The sequence below is a fragment of the Dactylosporangium sucinum genome, assembly GCF_014647515.1.
Lineage (GTDB): Bacteria > Actinomycetota > Actinomycetes > Mycobacteriales > Micromonosporaceae > Dactylosporangium > Dactylosporangium sucinum.
Genome location: NZ_BMPI01000083.1, coordinates 1 through 17,728, shown reverse-complemented (window position 1 = coordinate 17,728; position 17,728 = coordinate 1). Strand labels below are relative to the sequence as shown.

Annotated in this window: 16 protein-coding genes and 1 pseudogene; 7 read left to right on the top strand and 10 right to left on the bottom strand. The window is 72.0% G+C overall.

Going from position 1 to position 17,728, the window contains the following annotated elements; translation table 11 throughout:
* Positions 1-18: 18 nt before the first annotated feature.
* Positions 19-2,535, bottom strand: coding sequence for a LamG-like jellyroll fold domain-containing protein (locus IEZ31_RS48270; RefSeq protein ID WP_190256871.1), 2,517 nt, complete (start codon positions 2,533-2,535; stop codon positions 19-21).
* 737 nt (positions 2,536-3,272) lie between these two features.
* On the opposite strand from IEZ31_RS48270, the gene IEZ31_RS48265 reads away from it, so the two are divergent.
* Complete coding sequence (locus tag IEZ31_RS48265) at positions 3,273-4,871, top strand: glycoside hydrolase family 64 protein (RefSeq protein ID WP_373294811.1); 1,599 nt, start codon at positions 3,273-3,275, stop codon at positions 4,869-4,871.
* Positions 4,868-5,335, top strand: a complete 468-nt coding sequence (gene rnhA, locus IEZ31_RS48260; protein WP_190256870.1) for a ribonuclease HI — start codon at positions 4,868-4,870, stop codon at positions 5,333-5,335. Before IEZ31_RS48265 ends, rnhA begins: the two co-directional genes overlap by 4 nt.
* On the opposite strand, the gene IEZ31_RS48255 is transcribed toward rnhA, so the two are convergent.
* From IEZ31_RS48255 to IEZ31_RS48235, 5 genes are all read right to left on the bottom strand, one after another.
* Positions 5,322-6,218, bottom strand: a complete 897-nt coding sequence (locus tag IEZ31_RS48255) for a carbohydrate-binding protein (protein ID WP_190256869.1) — start codon at positions 6,216-6,218, stop codon at positions 5,322-5,324. The two genes, rnhA and IEZ31_RS48255, sit on opposite strands and share 14 nt — an antisense overlap.
* Before the next feature lie 155 nt (positions 6,219-6,373).
* A complete protein-coding gene (locus IEZ31_RS48250) occupies positions 6,374-7,576 on the bottom strand; it encodes an MFS transporter (RefSeq protein WP_190256868.1) in 1,203 nt (400 codons plus the stop codon).
* On the bottom strand, positions 7,573-8,217 hold the full coding sequence (locus IEZ31_RS48245) for a TetR/AcrR family transcriptional regulator (RefSeq protein WP_229837003.1): 645 nt from the start codon (positions 8,215-8,217) through the stop codon (positions 7,573-7,575). The genes IEZ31_RS48250 and IEZ31_RS48245 overlap by 4 nt, the downstream gene beginning before the upstream one ends.
* Positions 8,218-8,778 (bottom strand): sugar O-acetyltransferase, encoded by a 561-nt coding sequence (locus IEZ31_RS48240; protein WP_190256867.1) that lies wholly within the window; start codon positions 8,776-8,778, stop codon positions 8,218-8,220.
* 516 nt (positions 8,779-9,294) lie between these two features.
* A complete protein-coding gene (locus IEZ31_RS48235) occupies positions 9,295-10,380 on the bottom strand; it encodes a glycoside hydrolase family 6 protein (RefSeq protein WP_229837002.1) in 1,086 nt (361 codons plus the stop codon).
* A gap of 124 nt (positions 10,381-10,504) precedes the next feature.
* On the opposite strand from IEZ31_RS48235, the gene IEZ31_RS48230 reads away from it, so the two are divergent.
* Positions 10,505-12,439, top strand: coding sequence for a glycosyltransferase family 2 protein (locus IEZ31_RS48230; RefSeq protein ID WP_190256866.1), 1,935 nt, complete (start codon positions 10,505-10,507; stop codon positions 12,437-12,439).
* On the opposite strand, the gene IEZ31_RS48225 is transcribed toward IEZ31_RS48230, so the two are convergent.
* Genes IEZ31_RS48225 through IEZ31_RS48215 form a run of 3 tightly spaced genes read right to left on the bottom strand, consistent with a single transcriptional unit; the run spans position 12,436 to position 14,073 of the window.
* Complete coding sequence (locus IEZ31_RS48225; protein WP_190256865.1) at positions 12,436-13,056, bottom strand: hypothetical protein; 621 nt, start codon at positions 13,054-13,056, stop codon at positions 12,436-12,438. The two genes, IEZ31_RS48230 and IEZ31_RS48225, sit on opposite strands and share 4 nt — an antisense overlap.
* 1 nt (position 13,057) lies before the next feature.
* Entirely contained in the window at positions 13,058-13,660 is a 603-nt protein-coding gene (locus tag IEZ31_RS48220) for an RNA polymerase sigma factor (RefSeq protein ID WP_229837001.1), read from the bottom strand.
* Complete coding sequence (locus IEZ31_RS48215; RefSeq protein WP_190256864.1) at positions 13,657-14,073, bottom strand: hypothetical protein; 417 nt, start codon at positions 14,071-14,073, stop codon at positions 13,657-13,659. Before IEZ31_RS48215 ends, IEZ31_RS48220 begins: the two co-directional genes overlap by 4 nt.
* 73 nt (positions 14,074-14,146) lie before the next feature.
* On the opposite strand from IEZ31_RS48215, the gene IEZ31_RS48210 reads away from it, so the two are divergent.
* Positions 14,147-15,157, top strand: a complete 1,011-nt coding sequence (locus IEZ31_RS48210) for a M4 family metallopeptidase (RefSeq protein WP_190256863.1) — start codon at positions 14,147-14,149, stop codon at positions 15,155-15,157.
* 50 nt (positions 15,158-15,207) lie between these two features.
* On the opposite strand, the gene IEZ31_RS57755 is transcribed toward IEZ31_RS48210, so the two are convergent.
* On the bottom strand, positions 15,208-15,636 hold the full coding sequence (locus tag IEZ31_RS57755) for a MarR family winged helix-turn-helix transcriptional regulator (RefSeq protein ID WP_229837000.1): 429 nt from the start codon (positions 15,634-15,636) through the stop codon (positions 15,208-15,210).
* 48 nt (positions 15,637-15,684) lie between these two features.
* Here IEZ31_RS57755 and IEZ31_RS57750 point away from each other — a divergent pair, with 48 nt between their 5' ends.
* The 3 genes and pseudogenes from IEZ31_RS57750 to IEZ31_RS58715 form a co-directional block, all read left to right on the top strand.
* Positions 15,685-16,791: a substrate-binding domain-containing protein gene (locus IEZ31_RS57750; RefSeq protein ID WP_229836999.1), complete on the top strand. Its 1,107-nt coding sequence runs from the start codon at positions 15,685-15,687 to the stop codon at positions 16,789-16,791.
* Positions 16,792-17,010: 219 nt separating this feature from the next.
* The gene (locus tag IEZ31_RS48195; RefSeq protein WP_190256860.1) at positions 17,011-17,226 is read left to right on the top strand and encodes a hypothetical protein; all 216 of its coding nucleotides are present in this window, start codon (positions 17,011-17,013) and stop codon (positions 17,224-17,226) included.
* A gap of 29 nt (positions 17,227-17,255) precedes the next feature.
* Positions 17,256-17,728 (top strand): annotated as a pseudogene (locus IEZ31_RS58715) (hypothetical protein); the annotation flags it as partial.

Sequence of the window (17,728 nt, the reverse complement as noted above, 5' to 3'; positions counted from 1 at the left end):
CACCACGATCACTTTCGGTTAGTTTCCGGAGGCATACAGCTCGCGGATCTCGGTCGGTGACAGGGCGCGGTCGTACAGGTGCACCTGGTCGACCGTGCCGTCCAGGTAGTCGACCGGGTTGCCGCCGTACTTGCCGCGGCCGATCACCGTGTTGCCGGTCGGGCCGGCCTGCGGCAGGCAGGCGCTGGCCGTGCCGGCGAGCTCGCCGTCGACGTACAGCCGCAGCTCGCCCTTGACCGTGTCGCGGACGCCGACCAGGTGGTACCACTGGCCCACGTTCGGCTTCGTCGGACCGAGTGCGCGCACGCCCGCGAAGCTCATCGCGAAGCGCTGGTCGGCCCCGCTGTACTGCAGGAAGAAGTCGCTGTTGGTGGGCCCGTCCTGGCTGACGACGGTCTGGAAGGCGCCGTCGGCCTTGTCGAGCTTCACCCACGCGGCGGCGGTGTAGTCCGACGCGGTGTTCAGCAGCGGCTTGCCGATGTCGATGTACTGCGAGCCGCCGTCGACCGACACGCCGTTGCCGTTCTTGCCGGCCACGAAGGCGGCGCCGCCCACGAGCGAGCCGTCGTTGTCGCCGGCCGCGTCGGCCGCGGTCGTCCCGCCGGTCTCGTCCAGCGGGTAGAACGCGATGCCGGTCAGCCCGGGCGTGCCCGCCGGCGGCTGCGGGACGTTGCCCGCCGACCCGTCGGCGCCCTTGATGACCTGCTCGTTGACCGCCTTGACCTGCTTGAGGTCCATCTTGGTGACCTGGCGGTCGTAGGTGAAGAACCCGTTGAGCTCGGCCTCCACGTCGGTGATCTGCGTGTAGATCGACGCGCTGATGCCGCACATCTTCGCGCTCGTCAGCACGGCCTTGGTGTTCTCGACGTACTTGCTGGTGAGCGCGGCCTTGTCGGGCGTCATCTCGTAGGCGAACCCGTCGCCGAACCACATGTGGTTGGACGTCTTGAGGCCGAACCCGCCGTGCTCGCCGTCGATCGCCACCCGGTCGCCGCTCGGCGCCGGTGACGCCGGCCCGACGTACTGGTGGAAGTCGATGACGTCGCCGCGGCCCGAGTCGCCGTGCGAGTTGCAGCAGTTCACCCCGCTGTGCGCGTTGACCAGCCGGGTCGGGTCCTGGGCCTTGACCTCGTCGGCGATGCGCCCGGTCGCGGCCCGGTCCCACTCGCCCCAGCCCTCGTTGAACGGCACCCACGCCACGATCGACGTCCAGCTCTGGTGCTCGCGGACCATCTCGTGCAGCTCCGCCTCGAACTGGTCGCGCCACTGGGCCGGGATCGGCCCGGTGTTCGCCGACGGCATGTCCTGCCAGATCATCAGGCCGAGCTTGTCCGCCCAGTAGTACCAGCGGTCGGGCTCCACCTTGATGTGCTTCCGCACGGCGTTGAAGCCCATCGCCTTGTCCTGCTGCAGGTCCCACTTGAGCGCCGCGTCGGTCGGCGCGGTGTTCAGCCCGTCGGGCCAGAAACCCTGGTCGAGGTTGGCCAGGTTGAACAGGATCTTGCCGTTCAGCGCGATGCGCAGCTTGCCGTCCGCCCCGCGCTGGGTGCCGATCGAGCGCATCCCGAAGTAGGAGCCGACCTGGTCGACCTGCCTGGTGCCCGACACCAGCGTGACCTGCAGGTCATACAGGAACGGATCGTCCGGCGACCACAGTTTCGCATTGGGTACCGGCACGGCGAGCTCGGCGCCTGCGGCGCCGGTGACCCGCCCGACGACCTTGTTGCCGTTCTTGGCCACCGCCTGCACCTGCAGCCCGGCGGTGTCGCCGTCCACGTTCGCGGTCAGCCGGAGCACGCCCGCGGCGACGTCCGGCGTGAGCTTCAGCCCGGTGACGCTCGCGGCCGGCACCGGCTCCATCCAGACCGTCCGCCAGATGCCGGAGCTGCCCTGGTAGAAGATGCCGCGATCGCCGACCCGGCGCTGCTTGCCGATCGGCTGCCCGGTCGCGTCGGTGAGGTCCTCGGCCCAGACGATGAGCTCCTGCGGGCCGCTCGCCGTCAGGGCGCCGGTGACGTCGACGTCGAACCCGTCGTACCCGCCGCGGTGCGTGGCCACCTGGGTGCCGTTGACCCACACCTTGGCGTCGTAGTCGACCGCGCCGAAGTGCAGCACCAGGCGCTGGCCGGTGCCGACGTTCCACGTCGCGGGGACGCTGAAGGTCCGGCGGTACCACATCCGGTCCTCGTGCCGCTGGATGCCGGACAGCGCCGACTCGATCGGGTACGGCACGAGCACGCGTTCGCCGAGGCTCTGGCCGGTGGGCACGGCCTGCCCGACGTTGGCGCGGGCGAACTCCCACACGCCGTTGAGGTTCTGCCACTTGTCGCGGGTGAGCTGCGGCCGCGGGTACTCGGGCAGCGCGTTGTTCGGTCCGACCTGCCCGGTCCACTTCGTGGCGATCGGCGGGATCCCGACGTGCCAGGCGGGCGCGTCGGGCAGCGGCGGCGCGGCGGCGGCCGGGGTGGCTAGGCCGACGGCGACGGCGGTCGCGGCGGCGATGAGGGTGTGCCGGATACGTCTGGGTCTGGACATGCGGGGGCGCTCCTTCGGGGGGTGTAGCGAACCATCGAAGCGAACCCATACCAACAAAGTCGACCAGGTACCGTCAAGGTCTCACGCGAACTTCTCCTTGATTCGACATGTTCGAACACCGGGCCGCACCCTGCGTCGGCTGGTCGGTTTAGACGTTGGTCGATCTACCCTCAATTTGATCACCGGAATTGCGGGTAGATCGACCAACGTCTTAGCGGATGTCGACCCGATCGAGGGGGATGCAGCGCTTCCTGCCGCGGCTTGGGGCGGCGCCCACGACGGCGAACCGCGGACCGCGGTGCTGCCCGGGCGCCCGGTATGGCCGTGTCCATGATCCATGGAGACTTCCGGCTGTCATGGCAACCGGATCGCTCCATGGATCATGGGCGCGACGCCGCGAGCGGCCGGCCAGTCGGCGTTCTCCGGCCGCGAAACATGATATTTCGGCCTTCTCGGCCGCGCCCGAGGCGGCCTACGCCTCGCCCTGGGCCGCGCCGGCGCGGGGTGAACCGGATCCCTGGGTTGGCGACCGAGTGCAGGCGGGCGCGGGTGCGCACGCGGCGGTCCGACAAGACGTACGTACGGTTTGCGAAGCCCAGGCTCAATGGAGACTTAACAATCCGTTTGGTTCTGCGTGAATGTGTTGACCACCCTGCCGGTCGGCCCGCACGCTCCCGAGAGCGCTCTCACGAACGACCGTGGAAACGACCGGGGAAACGACCGTGGAAGGAACCACCGTGCGGAATCGGACGAAGACGAAGCTGCTGGGCGGGCTCGCCGCCCTTGCCGTTGCCGTGCCCGTCGGCATCGCCGCGATGCCCGGCGCCGAGGCGGTCGGCCCCAGCCGGCTGCCGTTCACGGTCGCGAACAACACCGGCCGCTCGGAAGCGGTCTACCTCTACGTGATCGCGGTCAACCTTACCACCGGCCGCCTCGGGTACGCCGACGCGGGCGGCACGTTCACGAACTGGCCGGCCGGCGGGAACCCGCCCACGCCGTCGCCCGACGTCGCGATCAGCGGGCCCGGCAACGGCGGCAGCGTCACCGTCCAGTTGCCCCGCGGGATGTCCGGCCGGGTGTACATGTCGCTCGGCCAGAAGCTCAAGTTCTTCAACACCCCCGACGGGCTCGTGCAGCCGGCCCCGTGGGCGGCGGGCGACCCCAACCACGACATCCTCTTCGACTGGAGCGAGTTCACGTACAACGACGCCGGCCTGTGGCTCAACAGCTCGCAGGTGGACATGTTCGCCGTGCCGCACTCGGTGTCGGTGACCGGCGCCGACGGCACCGTGCAGAAGACCGGCGAGCTGGTCAACGGCGGCCGGCAGAAGGTGATCGACGGGCTCAAGGGGCAGGCCGGCTGGGGCAACACCGTCGTCACGCGGGGCGACGGCACGGTGCTGCGCGTGCTCGCGCCCGGCAAGGCGGCCGACGCCGGGTTGTTCAGCCCGACATACCTCGACCCCTACATCACGAGCGCCTGGAACGCCTACACCACCAAGACGCTCACCGTCGTGCCGTTCGGGGACCGGCCGGACGTGCGCTACTTCGGCCGTACCACCGGGAACACCATGGTCTTCACGAACTCGTCGGGACAGCAGGTCGCCTCGTTCGCCAAGCCGTCGACCGCGAACGTCTGGGGCTGCGACGGCGCGCTGGCCGCCCCCAACGACCAGGTCGTCGGGCCCATCGCCCGCTCGCTCTGCGCGGCGCTGCACCGCGGCACGCTCGGCACCATCGACACGCAGCCCGGCGGCGGACCCGCCGACTTCTACAAGAGCGCGCTGACCAACCACTACTCGCGGGTGATCCACGCGAACATGGCGGACGGCAAGGCATACGGATTCGCGTTCGACGACGTCCAGAACCAGGAGTCGCTGGTCCACCACGGCGACCCGCGCTCGGCCGGGATCACGCTGTCACCGTTCGGAACGACGGCGGGGCCGTCCACCGCGATGCTGGCCACCAACTGGCACGGCAAGTGTATCGACGTGCCCAACTGGAACTTCGCCGACGGCCAGCGGCTCATCGTCTGGGACTGCCACGGCGGCAGCAACCAGCGCTGGACCTTCACCGGCGGCACCCTGCGCACCGAGAACAACAAGTGCATGGACGTGGCCTGGGGCTCGACCGCCAACGGTGCGGCCATCCAGATCGCCAACTGCAGCGGCAACCCGGCCCAGCAGTTCGTCCTCAGCGCGGCGGGCGACCTGGTCAACCCGCAGGCGAACAAGTGCGTCGACATCGCCGGCTGGAACCCGGACAACGACGCGGTGCTGGTTCTGTGGGAGTGCACGGGCGGCGCGAACCAGAAGTGGCACGCTATAGCGTCATGACGGTGACGGTGGTCGAGATCTACACGGACGGCGCATGCAGCGGGAACCCCGGCCCCGGCGGCTGGGGTGCCCTGCTGCGCTACGGGGACCGCGAGCGCGAGCTGTGCGGCGGCGAGGCCACGCCGACGACGAACAACCGGATGGAGCTGATGGCGCCGATCCGGGCGCTGGAGACGCTCACCCGTCCGGTGGTGGTCCGGCTGTACACCGACAGCTCCTACGTCCGCAACGGCATCATGTCCTGGCTGCCCCGCTGGAAGCGCAACGGCTGGCAGACCGCGGGCAAGCAACCGGTCAAGAACGTGGATCTCTGGCAGCGCCTGGAGGAGGCCTGCGCCCGCCACACCGTCGAGTGGCACTGGGTGAAGGGGCACGCCGGCCACCCGGAGAACGAGCGCGCCGACCGGCTGGCCGCCCAGGGCATGCGCGAGGCCCTGGCCGAGGTCCGGGCTACGGGGCGCTGACGACGATCCGGTCCACCGACGGGGCGAGGGCCTCGGGGTTGCTGATCGTCACCGTGTTGGCACCCTTGGTCAGGGTCAGCTGGACGGTGGCGCTGGTGCAGCAGCTCAGTCCCGCGTTGGTGGACACGGTGGTACCGCTGCCGCCCCCGACAGTCAGCACGGCGTCCCGCGAGCCGTTCAGGCCGTCGAGCGCGACGTACAACGTCACCGCGTACGGGCCGGCGTCCGGCACCGTCACCGTGAACGACAGCGTGCCGGTGCGGTTCTTCGAGCGGCCGAGGTTGTGCACGACCCGCCCGCCGGACGCGCCCATGTAGGTGTCGACCGCGGCGCCGCCGCCCAGGCTGCCCGACTCGGCCTCGATCGCGACCGACTGGAACGCCGCCCGCGAGGCCGGGGCCGTCTTGCTCGGCGAGGGTGAGCGGGACGACGATCGGCTCGCCCGGGGGCTGCTCCGGCTCGGGGACCCCGTCGCGCTCGGGACGATGGCCGGCACGACGTCGCCCTCGGGCGCTCCTCGGTCGGCCCGCTCGTCCGGCGGGCCGGGCCGCAGGAACCAGCCGACGGAGACGACCACCGCGAGCGTCACCACGGCGGCGACCAGGAAGACCGGCCAGCGGCGGTGGCGCGGCTCGGCCAGCGGCTCCGGCTCGGGCAGCGTGACGATGCCCAGCTCGGTGGTGTCAGCGATCGCCGGCGCATTTGGTGTGTTTTGTGTGCCGGGAGCCGCGCCGACCGTGGCTCGTCCGGCCGTGAACGTGACCTCGTCCGCCACAGGCATCTCGGCGGTCTGTCCTGAATCGGCCTCCGGGGTGTGGACGGCCGGCTCGGGAAGCCATCGCCCGGTACGAAGCCGGCTGGTGTCGCCGTCATCTCCGGTCATTCGCCCTCCGCTTCGCTCCGGTCGCCTGACCTCCAGGCTGTGCCTATGATGCCCGGCCCCTCCGCTCCGCTCCGGACCGGTCATTTCGGGGTCTTCCTCCATCGATCGGGACCGCGTCAAGTATCCGCGCGGCCCCGATCGACGGCATCCCGGGGTCAGGCCTCCGCGGGTTCGGCGGGCTGCGGCAGCGGCCGGATCGCCCCCGCGACCAGCGTCGCGACGCCCAGCACGACGGCCACCGCGATGAGCGCGCGGGCGACGCTGAGGTGGTCGCCCAGGAAGCCGATGAGCGGCGGCCCGCCCAGGAACGCGCAGTACCCGATCGACGCCACCACGCTCACCCGCGGCGCCGCGAACTTCGGGTCGTCCGAGGCCGCGCTCATGCCGACCGGGAAGCCCAGCGACGCCCCGGTACCCCACAGCAGCGCGCCCACGAACGCCACCGGCGTCGACGGGCCGAACACGAACAGCAGCAGGCCGGCCAGGCTGATCGCGGCGAGGGTGCGGACGACGGCCACCCGGCCGAACCGGTCGAGCAGGGCCGGGCCGAACCAGCGCCCGGCCGTCATCGCGGACAGGAACACCGCGAACGTGAGCGTGCTGACCGCGGCCGGAGCCTGGTGGTCGTCGATGACGGCGACCGCGATCCAGTCGATGCCGGCGCCCTCGGCGAACGCGAACGCGAGGACGAAGACGCCGACGAGCAGGGTGCGGGTCTCGGTCCAGAAGCGCAGGGTGCTGCCGTTCGTCGTACCGGACTGCTCCGAGGGACCGTCGGGGATGAACCGGCGGACCGTGAACGCGGTGGATGCCCCGGCGACGAGGGCGATCACGATGAGGTGGAGCGTCACCGGCACGTGCAGCGCGACCGCCGCGGTGCCGAGGAGCGCGCCGGCGACGGTACCGACGCTGTATCCGGCATGGAAGCGCGGCATGATCGACCGGCCGAGGCCCTGCTCGACCACCGCGCCCTGGACGTTCATGGCCACGTCCCAGGCGCCGTTGGCGAACCCGAAGAGGAACAGGCCGGCGACGACGGGCGCGACGCCGAGGTGGTACCCGGCGCCGACCACGCTCAGCGCGACCGCGAGCACGGCGGCCATCGCGGTCACCGTGCGGCGCGAGCCGAGCCGGGCAACGAGCTGGCCGGACAGCACGAGCGACGTGATCGAGCCGCCGGCGATCGCGAGCAGCACCAGGCCGAGCTGCGAGGGCCCGAGCCCCAGCTCGTCACGGACCTGCGGGATGCGGGTGGCCCAGCTGGCCATGGCGACGCCGGCCCAGATGAAGGCGGCATAGGTGGCGCGGGTCGCGCCGCGGAGCTCCTGGCCGGTCGGCCGGTCGAGGGCGGTGGTCACTGCGGCGGTTCCCCAATGGTGCGGGCGACGATGGCGCGGATCTGCTCCCGCGACACCGGCGAGGTGGACAGGGTCTTGTGCATCACGAGCCCCTCGATGAGCGCGTCGACGCCACGGGCGGTGGTCGGGTCGACGAACCGTTCGAGGACGGAGCGGCTGGTGCGCATCCAGTGCTCGGTGACGTCGCGGAGGGATGGTTCGCGGAGGGCGGCGAGGTACAACTCGTAGGCGACGGCCCACTCACGGTTGTCGGCCCCGGCGTCGCCGTTGATGAGATCGGTGACCGCCTCGACGAACTGCTCGTGCGTCTCGACCGCGTCGAAGTGCGCCGCGTAGACGGCCGACATCCGTTGGGCGTACTTGGCGAAGGCCTGGGCGCGCAGGTCGTCGAGGCTGCTGAAGTGGTAGGTGAGCGACCCCAGCGGCACGTCCGCCGCGGCCGCGATCAGCCGGTGGGTGGTCCCGGCGACGCCGTGCTCGGCGATGACCTCGATCGCCGCGTCGACGATGCGGTCCTTGCGGTCGGGGTCGTGCCGCCGGGGCCGCTTGCGGTCGGGCTCGCGCGTCGCCGCGTCGACGATGCGGTCCTTGCGGTCGGGCTCGCGCGTCGCCGCTTCGCGGTCGTGCTCGCTTCGGCGCACCTACAGCTCGCGGATCACGCGGGCCGGCGAGCCGACGGCGACCACGTTGGCCGGCAGGTCCTTGACGACGACCGCCCCGGCCCCGACGACGGTGTTCTCCCCGATGGTGACTCCCGGGCCGACGATGACCCCGCCGCCGAGCCACACGTTGTCGCCGATGACGATGGGCTGCGCGGCCTCCCACTTGTCCCGCCGCGGCCCGGGCTCGAGCGGGTGGGTGGCCGTGAGCAGCTGCACGTTGGGCCCGATCTGCACGTCGTCGCCGATCGTCACGGTGGCGACGTCGAGGCTGATCAGGCCCCAGTTGGCGAAGCTGCGGGCGCCGATGCTCGTCTGGTACCCGTAGTCGCACTGGATCGGCGGCCGCACCCAGCTGCCTTCGCCGAAGGCCCCGAACAGCTCGGCGTAGAGTTTGAGCAGCTCCTGGTGGTCGCCCGGATCGGTGGTGTTGATCCGGTGCGTGAGCCGCTGGGCGCGCACCGAGTCCCGGTGCAGCTCGGGATCGTCGGCGATGTAGAGCTCCCCGGCCAGCATCCGCTCACGCATGCTCTTCTCGGTCATGTGTACAAACGTACACTCGCTATGTACATCTGTACACTATGTCGTGGGGGCCGGCTCCTGTTTGACGTTGGTCGATCTACCCTCATCTCGATCATGAAACCCGAGGGTAGATCGACCAACGTCGTCAAGCTGTTCCGCCGGCTCGGGTGGCGCCGGTCGCGGGAGCCCAACGCTGAGCGTGGTCGAGGCCGGGTGCCGGCCGGCAGGGTCGCCGATTTGGGCGACATTTCCGACATGTCGCGCAGAGGGCTGCGAGGAGTCCACGAGCCGGACCCGCCGCCCGTACTCGGCGAGGGCCGCCCCCAGGCGTTGACGGTAGCCGGGCGAAGCCGTCGACGTCGGACGCGCTCATGACGCTTCGATAGAGCCGGCGACCGGGCCCGGGGCTCGTGATCGACGGAGAGTTCTGGCTGCCATGGCGACCAGAAGGCTCCATCGATCACGGAAGCCGGCGGCCGGCCATCGCGGTGGGGCGACGTATCCGCAATATTCGTCGAGAGCGGCCAGTGGGCTCGGTTACGAGCGCTTGGCCAACGACAGGGCGTAGTCGGGCCACCACTCGCCCGCCTCGGGCTCGCCCGGCCGGCAGGCGCCGTCCGACTCTCCCGGGCGCTTCACCCACAGGAGAGCGTCCAGGCGCGGCTGGCCCGTCTCGATCGTCGGGGCCTGGCCCAGCAGGCGGTCCGGCGGGTTGCACCACCGCGGGCCGCCGTTGATGTCGCCGTTGCCCGGGACCGGGCCCGCGCCGTTGCGGCTCGTGTCGACGACGAAGTGGGTCTTGCCGCCCAGTGCGTCCGAGACCGCGTTGCCGTAGGTCACGTTGTCCGTGGTCGTGATGAAGTTCGCCACGTTCAGGGCGAAGCCGTCGGCCGTCGCCACGCCGGCCTGCTGCAGGGCCGTGGCCAGGCGCTTCACGTCCGTGATCCACCTGGGGTTGCCGGCGTCGATGTAGACGGTGGCCTTGCCCGTCGACTTCAGGACCGAGACCGCCTCGGCCAGCAGGGCCAGGCGGTCGGGCTCCTGGTTGCAGCCCTCGACCGCGTGCGCCACCGCGTCCGGCTCCAGCACCACGATCACCGGGCGACCCTTCACGCCCGCGGCGAAGGCATGGATCCACGCGCGGTACTCGTCCGATGACCCCGCGCCGCCGGCGCTGAAGTTGCCGCAGTCGCGGTGCGGGATGTTGTACGCCACCAGCAACGGTAGTTGCCCCTTCGCGGCCGCCCGGCCGACCACGGCGTCGACCTTGGACGTCACGTCGCCCTCGCCGCCGATCCACTGGGCCGCCGGGCGGTCGGCGATCTTGCGCAGCTCGGCCGCGTCGGCGGCGCGATCGGCCTCCCACTGGGCCGCCTGGGTGGCGGCCGGGCCGGTGCCGTCGACGAAGAACGGCCTGCCGACCAGCGGGTTGCCCGGAGCGGGCGGCCCGGCCAGCGGCGAGGCGTTCTGCGCGGCGCGGCCGGGCTGCTGGCCGCCCGTCGGGGTCGAGGGCGCCGGGGTGTCCGTTGTGCCGCACCCGACCAGCAGAACCGCCGTGACCGCCGCCGTGCCCAAACGCGCCGCCAGCGCCCCCACGCCGATACGCGCCGCATTCGCCGCCACGACAGAACGTGCCCTCGCCGCCGTATCCGTCACTGCGGGAGACTAACCCAGGCGTGCAAGCGAGGCGGATGACTATGCTGGCGGGTCTGACCGAACCCCCACCGGCCAGCAGCGAGGGAACGCCGTGACGGAACCATTCGAGATCCCGGTCTACGGGCGTTCCTGGGCCCGGCTGGAGAGCTTCAGCCGGCTCGCCGGGCCGCTCAACCCGCCGCCCACCAACGGACCGTACCGGGTCCGTTACCGCAACCAGCGCCAGCGCGTCGCCGGCTCGATCGCGATCGCTTTGCTGAACATCTGCTTCGAGGTGGTGTTCTGCGTCTGGCTGCTGCAGCCGGCGCACTTCGCCCAGACCAACCCGGGGCCGGTCGCCGAGGCGGCCGGTTACGCGAACGTGTTCGTCATCTGCTCGATCGCCATCGTCGAGCTGTTGCGCCTGGTCAATGTCCTGTCGCTGTCGCTGGCGTCGATCACCGCGCGCGATCCCGTGCCGGTGACCCCCGATCCGCGGCTGCGGCTGGCGTTCCTCACCACGATCGTGCCGAGCAAGGAGCCGATCGCCGTCGTGCGGGACACCCTGCGCGCGGCCAAGCGCATCCGGCACCGGGGCGTGTTCGACATCTGGCTGCTCGACGAGGGCAACGACGACGAGGTCAAGCGGGTGTGCGAGGAGCTGGGGATCCGGCACTTCACCCGCAAGGGGATCGAGCGGTACAACCAGAAGAAAGGTCCATTCCGGGCCCGCACCAAGCACGGCAACTACAACTCCTGGGTCGACGCGCACGGGGACAAGTACGACGTCCTGCTCTCGGTCGACCCCGATCACGTGCCGCTCGCGAACTTCGCCGAGCGGATCGTCGGTTACTTCCGCGACCCGGACGTCGCCTACGCGGTCGGGCCGCAGTGCTACAAGAACGGTGAGGCGTTCGTCACGCGCGCCGCCGAGTCGCAGCAGTTCCCGTTCCACAGCGTGATCCAGCGCGCGGCCAACCGGTACGGGACCTCGATGCTCGTCGGCACGAACAACGCGATCCGGATCTCGGCGCTGCGCAGCATCGGCGGGCTCAGCGACTCGATCACCGAGGACATGGCCACCGGCCTGACGATGCACACGACCCGCAACCCGGCGACCGGGCGGCGCTGGAAGTCGGTGTACACGCCCGACGTGCTGTCGGCCGGCGAGGGCCCGTCGAGCTGGAACGACTACTTCAGCCAGCAGCGGCGCTGGTCGCGCGGCACGTTCGAGATCCTGCTCAAGACCTTCTGGCGGCGGTTCTGGCGGCTCTCGCCGGGCGGGATGCTGCACTACACGCTGATCACCACGTTCTACCCGTCGATGGCGATCGGCTGGCTGCTCGGCATCGTCAACGCGGTGCTGTTCCTCGGGCTCGGCGTGAGCGGCATGACGATCAGCCCGCAGCTGTGGTTCGCCCTCTACGTCGACGCGACGGCGTTCTCGCTCTGGTTGTACATCAACAACCGGCAGTACAACGTGAGCCCCTACGAGTCGCCCGACTCCCGCGGCATCAAGGGCATGCTCATGTCGATCATCGCCGCCCCGATCTACGCCATCCAGTTGCTCAGCACCCTCGGCCGGCGGCCCGCGCGGTTCGTCGTGACGCCGAAGGGCGAGAGCAGCAGCCGCGACGGCCTGCGCACCTTCCGCAACCACATCGGCTGGCTGCTGTTGCTCGTCGGCGCGATCGTGGTCTCGTTCGTCCGGGAGTACAGCGCGCCCGCCTCGCTGCTGTGGCCGAGCCTGGCGCTGCTCGTGTGCGTCGCGCCGCTGGTGCTGTGGCGGCTGGACTCGCGACTGGTCTACCACCAGCAGCAGGAGCCGAGCCGCCGGCGCCGGCGCAACCGGCGCGAGGCGGTGCCGCAGGCCGGCACCCCGGAGCACGCCGGCGACATTACGATGGAGATCCCGCGCGCGCTGCTGGAGGAGCGGCTCCGCGCCCGCCAGGCCGGCCAGCAGCACGAGGACGTCGGCGCCACGATCATCATGCCGAAGATCGATGCGCCGCCACGGGTACCGCGGCAGCGCGACCTGGGCGACTAACTGTTCGTGCGGCTCGGCTTCTTGCCGTTCGGGACGCCCGGACTGGGATTGCCCGGCTTGGTGGACGGCTTCTCCGCCGGCCCGGTCGGCGCCGACGGCGACGGCCCGCCCAGCAGCGTCCGGCAGTACTCCGTGATGGCGTGCTCACCACCGATGACGGTCGCGAGCGTGCGCCGGTCCGCCCCGGTCACCGGCGGCGCGTGCGGGTCGGCCCGGAACGCCTCCCAGGCCCGGCACGGCGCCACCAGGTCGGCCGGCGTCGGCGACGGGCGGCCCTGGCTGGGCGCCGGCCGCGACGGTTCGTCCCGCTCGGGGGCCGGCACGCCGGACAGCAGCTCGTGCACCGTGCGCTGGATGGGGTCGGGGAGCCGCCCGGTGCCGGCCGCGTACGCCGCCGAGCCGAACGACACCCCCAGCACGGTCGCGACCGCCAGCACCGCCAACCGCCGCTCCCGGCGGCGCGGCGGCGCGGCGGCGCCGTAGGCCCGGCGGTACCCGGCGACGGCCGCGTCCTCGCCGGCCAGCTCGTGCGGCCGGCCCGGTGCCGCGGCCGCGGCGAGCAGCGACGCGACGGGGGCGGGCAGCCGGTCGAGGTCGAGTTGGTCGAGGTCGCGCATGTCAGCCTTCTTCTCGCCCGAGGTGCCGGGCCCGCACCTGCGGATGCTCGGCCAGCCGGCGCAGGCCGCGCATGGCGGCGACCCGCACCGCGCCCGGCCGCTTGCCCAGCACGCGGGCGGTGTCCGCGACGTCGAGGCCGCCGACCACCCGGAGCAGCACCGCCTCCGCCTGCTCCTTGGGCAGCGTCCCGATGAGCTTCAGTGCCCAGTCGGTGCCGTCGAGCTCGATCACGTCGAGGGCCACGTCCCGGACGGCGACGCTGCCGACCAGCTCGGCCACGTCCTCGGTGGCCTCCTCGCGCCGCCGCCAGGCCCGGCGGTTCTCGTCGATCCCGCGGTGCCGGGCGATCCGGAACAGCCACACCCGGAACGAGGTCGGGTCGCCGTTGAAGCCGGCCACGTCGCGGGAGACCTGCAGCCAGGTCTCCGACGCCACGTCCTCGGCCGCCTCGCCGCAGACCACCCGCAGGTACCGCAGCACGGGCGGGTGCAGTATCCGCCAGAGCGCGGCGAAGGCGTCCGGGTCGCCGGCGACCGCCCCGGTGAGCGCGGCGGCGAGATCCTCCGCCGGGCCGGCCCGCTTCGACATCAACGACGCGGTCATCGCGCCGTCGCCAGGGCCGCGGCCTGGCCGGTGCGGGCCATCGCCTGCCAGCGCTGCCGGCCGCCCAGCAGCGCGGCGACCGAGGACTGGACGACCACCAGGTAGAGCAGCTGGCGGTACACCACCTGCTGCAGCGGGACCGTCCACAGCGGCGTCGCCGGTTCGCGGTCCAGGCGCAGCGCGTAGGCGGCGGCCAGGACCTGCAGGGCGGTGAACCCGCACCAGACCGCGGCCAACTGCCACAGCGGGAGGAAGGCCAGCCCGTAGACGGCGTAGACGTCGACGAGCGGGGCGGTCAGCGGCAGCAGGATCTGGAACAGCGCGCCGGCGATGACCAGCACGCCGAGGGCCGCGCCCAGGACCGTGAACAGCCTGCGGCGCCGGCCCGTGCCGTCCACGAACACCGGTTCCACGTCGTGAAAGAGCGGCGACCGGCCGCCGGACGTTACGCGTAACACCGCGGCCCCCGGCACCGCTCCTTCCACCATGCGACGAGTCCTGCCCGCTGTGGTGCTTCTGGCCGCGCTCCTGCCCGCCTCCGCCGCCCACGCGGCGGTCACCTCCGCCACCGCCACGGTGTTCGCCCCGAACCCGGTGCAGGCGCTCGGCCGGCAGGACCTCACGGACGCCAAGGACGCCGACCTGCCGGAGTTCGCGGCCGCGTACCGCCGGGTGACCCTGACCGACCTGGACGGCTCCGGCAAGCTGGCCGGCCGCTACGTCGTGGTCAAGAGCTCGACCGGCAAGGCGGCCACGCTGTCCGGCGGCGCGTTCCCCGACTGGCACCGCGACGCCGACCAGTTCGAGCAGGTGATGGGGTACTACTGGGTCACCACCGCCCAGCACTACCTGCAGCACCTCGGCTTCGGCTCGACGCTGCGGCCGGTGAACCAGCGGCAGATCCAGCTGCGCATCGACCAGTACGGCGGCGACAACTCGTTCCTCCGCGAGGACAAGGCGAACATCACCCTCGGCAAGGGCGGCGTCGACGACGCCGAGGACGCCGAGGTGATCGTCCACGAGTACGGCCACTCGGTGCAGGACGGGCAGGTGACCGGCTTCGGCACGACCCTGGAGTCGGGCGCGATCGGTGAGGCCTTCGGCGACTACCTGGCGGTGGCGGTGACGAGCTGGGCGACCGGCGTGCCGACGCTGACCCCGGAGGCGTGCGTCGCCGACTGGGACTCGGTGTCGTACACCGCGCGCACGCCGCACTGCCTGCGCCGCCTCGACGGCACCAAGCACTACCCGGAGGACGTCGTCGGCGAGGTCCACGCGGACGGCGAGATCTGGTCGCGGGCGCTGTGGGACATCCGCACCGCGCTCGGCGACACCAAGGCGACCACGCTGATCGTCGAGGCGCAGTTCGCCTTCACGCCCGACATCACGTTCGCGGCCGCGGCGCGGGCGACGGTCGACGCCGCGCAGCGCCTCTACGGCCCGGCCGCGGCCCAAGCGGCGCGCGCCGCGTTCACCGCCCGCGGCCTGCTCCCATAAGCCTGCCTCCCCCGTAAAGCCCGGGGCGAGAGGTCGCCCTCCCGCCCCTCTCAGCGCAGGGCCTCGATCAGGCTGGTGAGCGAGCGCATGAGCTCCTCGGCCCGCTCGGCGCCGAACGCGGCCTCGACGGCGCGGTGGTGCGCGGTCGCGGCGTGCTCGAGCCGGGCCACGAGCCGGGTCCCGCTGTCGGAGAGGTACACCGCCACCCGGCGCCGGTCGCTGGGGTCCTGCCGCCGGTAGACCAGCGCGGAGTCGACCAGCCGGTCGACCGCCTTGGTGAGCGTCGGGTGCGGCATCAGGGCCGCCTCGGCGAGGTCGCCCATGGAGTGGCCGCGGCCGTCCGACAGCGCCTGGAGGATCCGCCACTGCTCGACGGTCATGCCCTCGGCCTGCAGCGCGGTGGACAACCCGCGGTTGACCGCGCGCTCGGCCTCGCTGAGCACATATCCGAGATGCGACCGGAGACCAACCGCCGTCACGTCATCACCCCTCTTCTCCGCGGACTGCTGATTGAAGATACTCGGCGCGTGGACGAGGTCACGTTGATCTCCGACCCGCTCGAGGCCCGGCTGCTCGCCCCCGAGCCGGGCCGGGCCGTGCGCGTGGGCCTGGCGGTGCCGGTGTCGGGAACGCTGGGCATGATGGGCCCGGCCGTCCAGAGCTGCGCGGGTCTCGCGGTGGCGGAGCTCAACGCCGCCGGCGGTCTCCTGGGTCTTCCGGTGGAGTTGGTACTGCTGGACGCCGGCCGCGAGCCGCGCGAGGTCGCCGCCGACGCCGCCGAGCTGGTCCGCGCCGGCGCGATCGCCGGGCTGGTCGGCACGCACGCCAGCGACGTGCGCGTCGAGATCGTCAAGGCGCTCGCCGGTCAGGTCCCGTACGTGTACACCCCGCCGTACGAGGGCGGCGAGTCCGCGCCCGGCGTGTACCTGCTCGGCGAGACGCCCGGCCGCCAGCTGCGACCCGCGCTCGGCTGGCTGGTCGGCGCGCGCCGCGCCCGCCGGTGGGCGCTGATCGGCAACGACTACGTCTGGCCGCGCCGCCTCAACCGGGCCGCGACCGAGTACCTGCACGCGGTGGGTGCGGCGGTCGTCGCCACGCGCTACGAGCCGCTGGGCTCGCTGGACCCCGAGCCGCTGCTCGACCTGCTGCTTCGCGTTCGGGCGGATGCGGTACTGCTGACGCTCGTCGGCAGCGACCTCGTCGCCTTCAACCGGGCGTTCGCCGGCACCCGGCTCGACCATCGCGTCCTGCGGCTGTGCGCGGCGCTGGAGGAGAACGGGCTGCTCGGCGCGGGCGGTGACACGACCGGCGAGCTGTACGCGGCCATGGGGTACTTCGGCAACGTCGCCACCGACGCCGGGCTGGACTTCGTCGAGCGGTACACCCACCGCTACGGCTGGCAGGCACCCGTCCTCAACGGCCACGCCCAGGCCTGCTACGACGGGGTCCGGCTGCTCGCCGCGCTCGCCGAGCGGGCCGGCAGCCTCGACCCGGCGCAGATCGACGCCAACTCCGACGGCACGACGGTCACCGGCGCCCGGGGCCGGCTGACGGTCGCCGGCCGGCACGTCGACCAGCCCGTGTACCTGGCCCGCGCGGACGGCCTCGACTTCGACGTGCTGCAAGCGTTCTGACTTGTCATCCGGTTGGGCCGCCTCGGGCGCCCTTGCCGACTGACAACGCGACTGCACCCCGCTCGCTACCGTATGTGAACCAGCCCGGTACCCCGGGCTGGCGGGAAGGCAACGATCCGCCGGGCGTTCATCTGGTCGCCCATAGGCCCGGCGGGGAGCCAGTGGCGAAACCGGCCCCGAAACTCCAGTTTTCCCATGGGAGATCCGGTGCGCCGAGTCATGCCTGAATTGCCCAAGAAAGTGGTGCTTGGTGCCGTCGCCGTCATCGCGGCGCTCGCCGTTGCGCTGGGGATCGGGCTGTACGTCGGGCAACACGGATCGGCACCGCGCACCCCGGCCGCGGAGAGCCGGCCCGCCCAGGAGGGCGAGGTCGTGCCGCCTCCGGCACCGCCGCAGCTCAAGCCGTCCGAACGCGTCGTCGTCACCAGCAAGTAGCGAAGTACCACCGAGAATCGGGAGAGCCCGTGTTCCAGTCCAAGAAGCAGAAGATCGCCGCCATCGGCGCGACCGCCGCCGCCGTGCTGGTCGGGGTGGGCGCCGCCGCGTACGGCGCCGTGCCGGACAGCGGCACGGGCGTCATCACCGGCTGCCGCAACACGAGCACCGGTGCGCTGCGGGTCATCGACTACCAGGGCGGCCAGCGCTGCAAGACCGGCGAGCAGCGGATCACCTGGAACAACACCGGCCCGAAGGGCGCTACGGGCGCGACCGGCGCGCAGGGTCCGCAGGGTGCGCAGGGCATCCAGGGCGTGCAGGGCCCGAAGGGCTCGACGGGCGCCACCGGCGCGCAGGGCCCGGCGGGCGCGGCGGGCGCCAAGGGCGCGACTGGCGCCACCGGCGCGACTGGCGCTGCGGGTGCCCAGGGTGCTCAGGGCGAGAAGGGCGAGGCCGGTGCCGCGGGCGCTCAGGGTGCTCAGGGCGAGAAGGGCGAGGCCGG

Bases quoted from the DNA above. Each gene is read 5' to 3' on its own strand.
- IEZ31_RS48270 (WP_190256871.1), bottom strand. From the start codon at position 2,535: ATGTCCAGACCCAGACGTATCCGGCACACCCTCATCGCCGCCGCGACC.
- rnhA (WP_190256870.1), top strand. From the start codon at position 4,868: ATGACGGTGACGGTGGTCGAGATCTACACGGACGGCGCATGCAGCGGG.
- IEZ31_RS48255 (WP_190256869.1), bottom strand. From the start codon at position 6,218: ATGACCGGAGATGACGGCGACACCAGCCGGCTTCGTACCGGGCGATGG.
- IEZ31_RS48240 (WP_190256867.1), bottom strand. From the start codon at position 8,778: ATGACCGAGAAGAGCATGCGTGAGCGGATGCTGGCCGGGGAGCTCTAC.
- IEZ31_RS48225 (WP_190256865.1), bottom strand. From the start codon at position 13,056: ATGCGCGACCTCGACCAACTCGACCTCGACCGGCTGCCCGCCCCCGTC.
- IEZ31_RS48220 (WP_229837001.1), bottom strand. From the start codon at position 13,660: ATGACCGCGTCGTTGATGTCGAAGCGGGCCGGCCCGGCGGAGGATCTC.
- IEZ31_RS48210 (WP_190256863.1), top strand. From the start codon at position 14,147: ATGCGACGAGTCCTGCCCGCTGTGGTGCTTCTGGCCGCGCTCCTGCCC.
- IEZ31_RS48195 (WP_190256860.1), top strand. From the start codon at position 17,011: ATGCCTGAATTGCCCAAGAAAGTGGTGCTTGGTGCCGTCGCCGTCATC.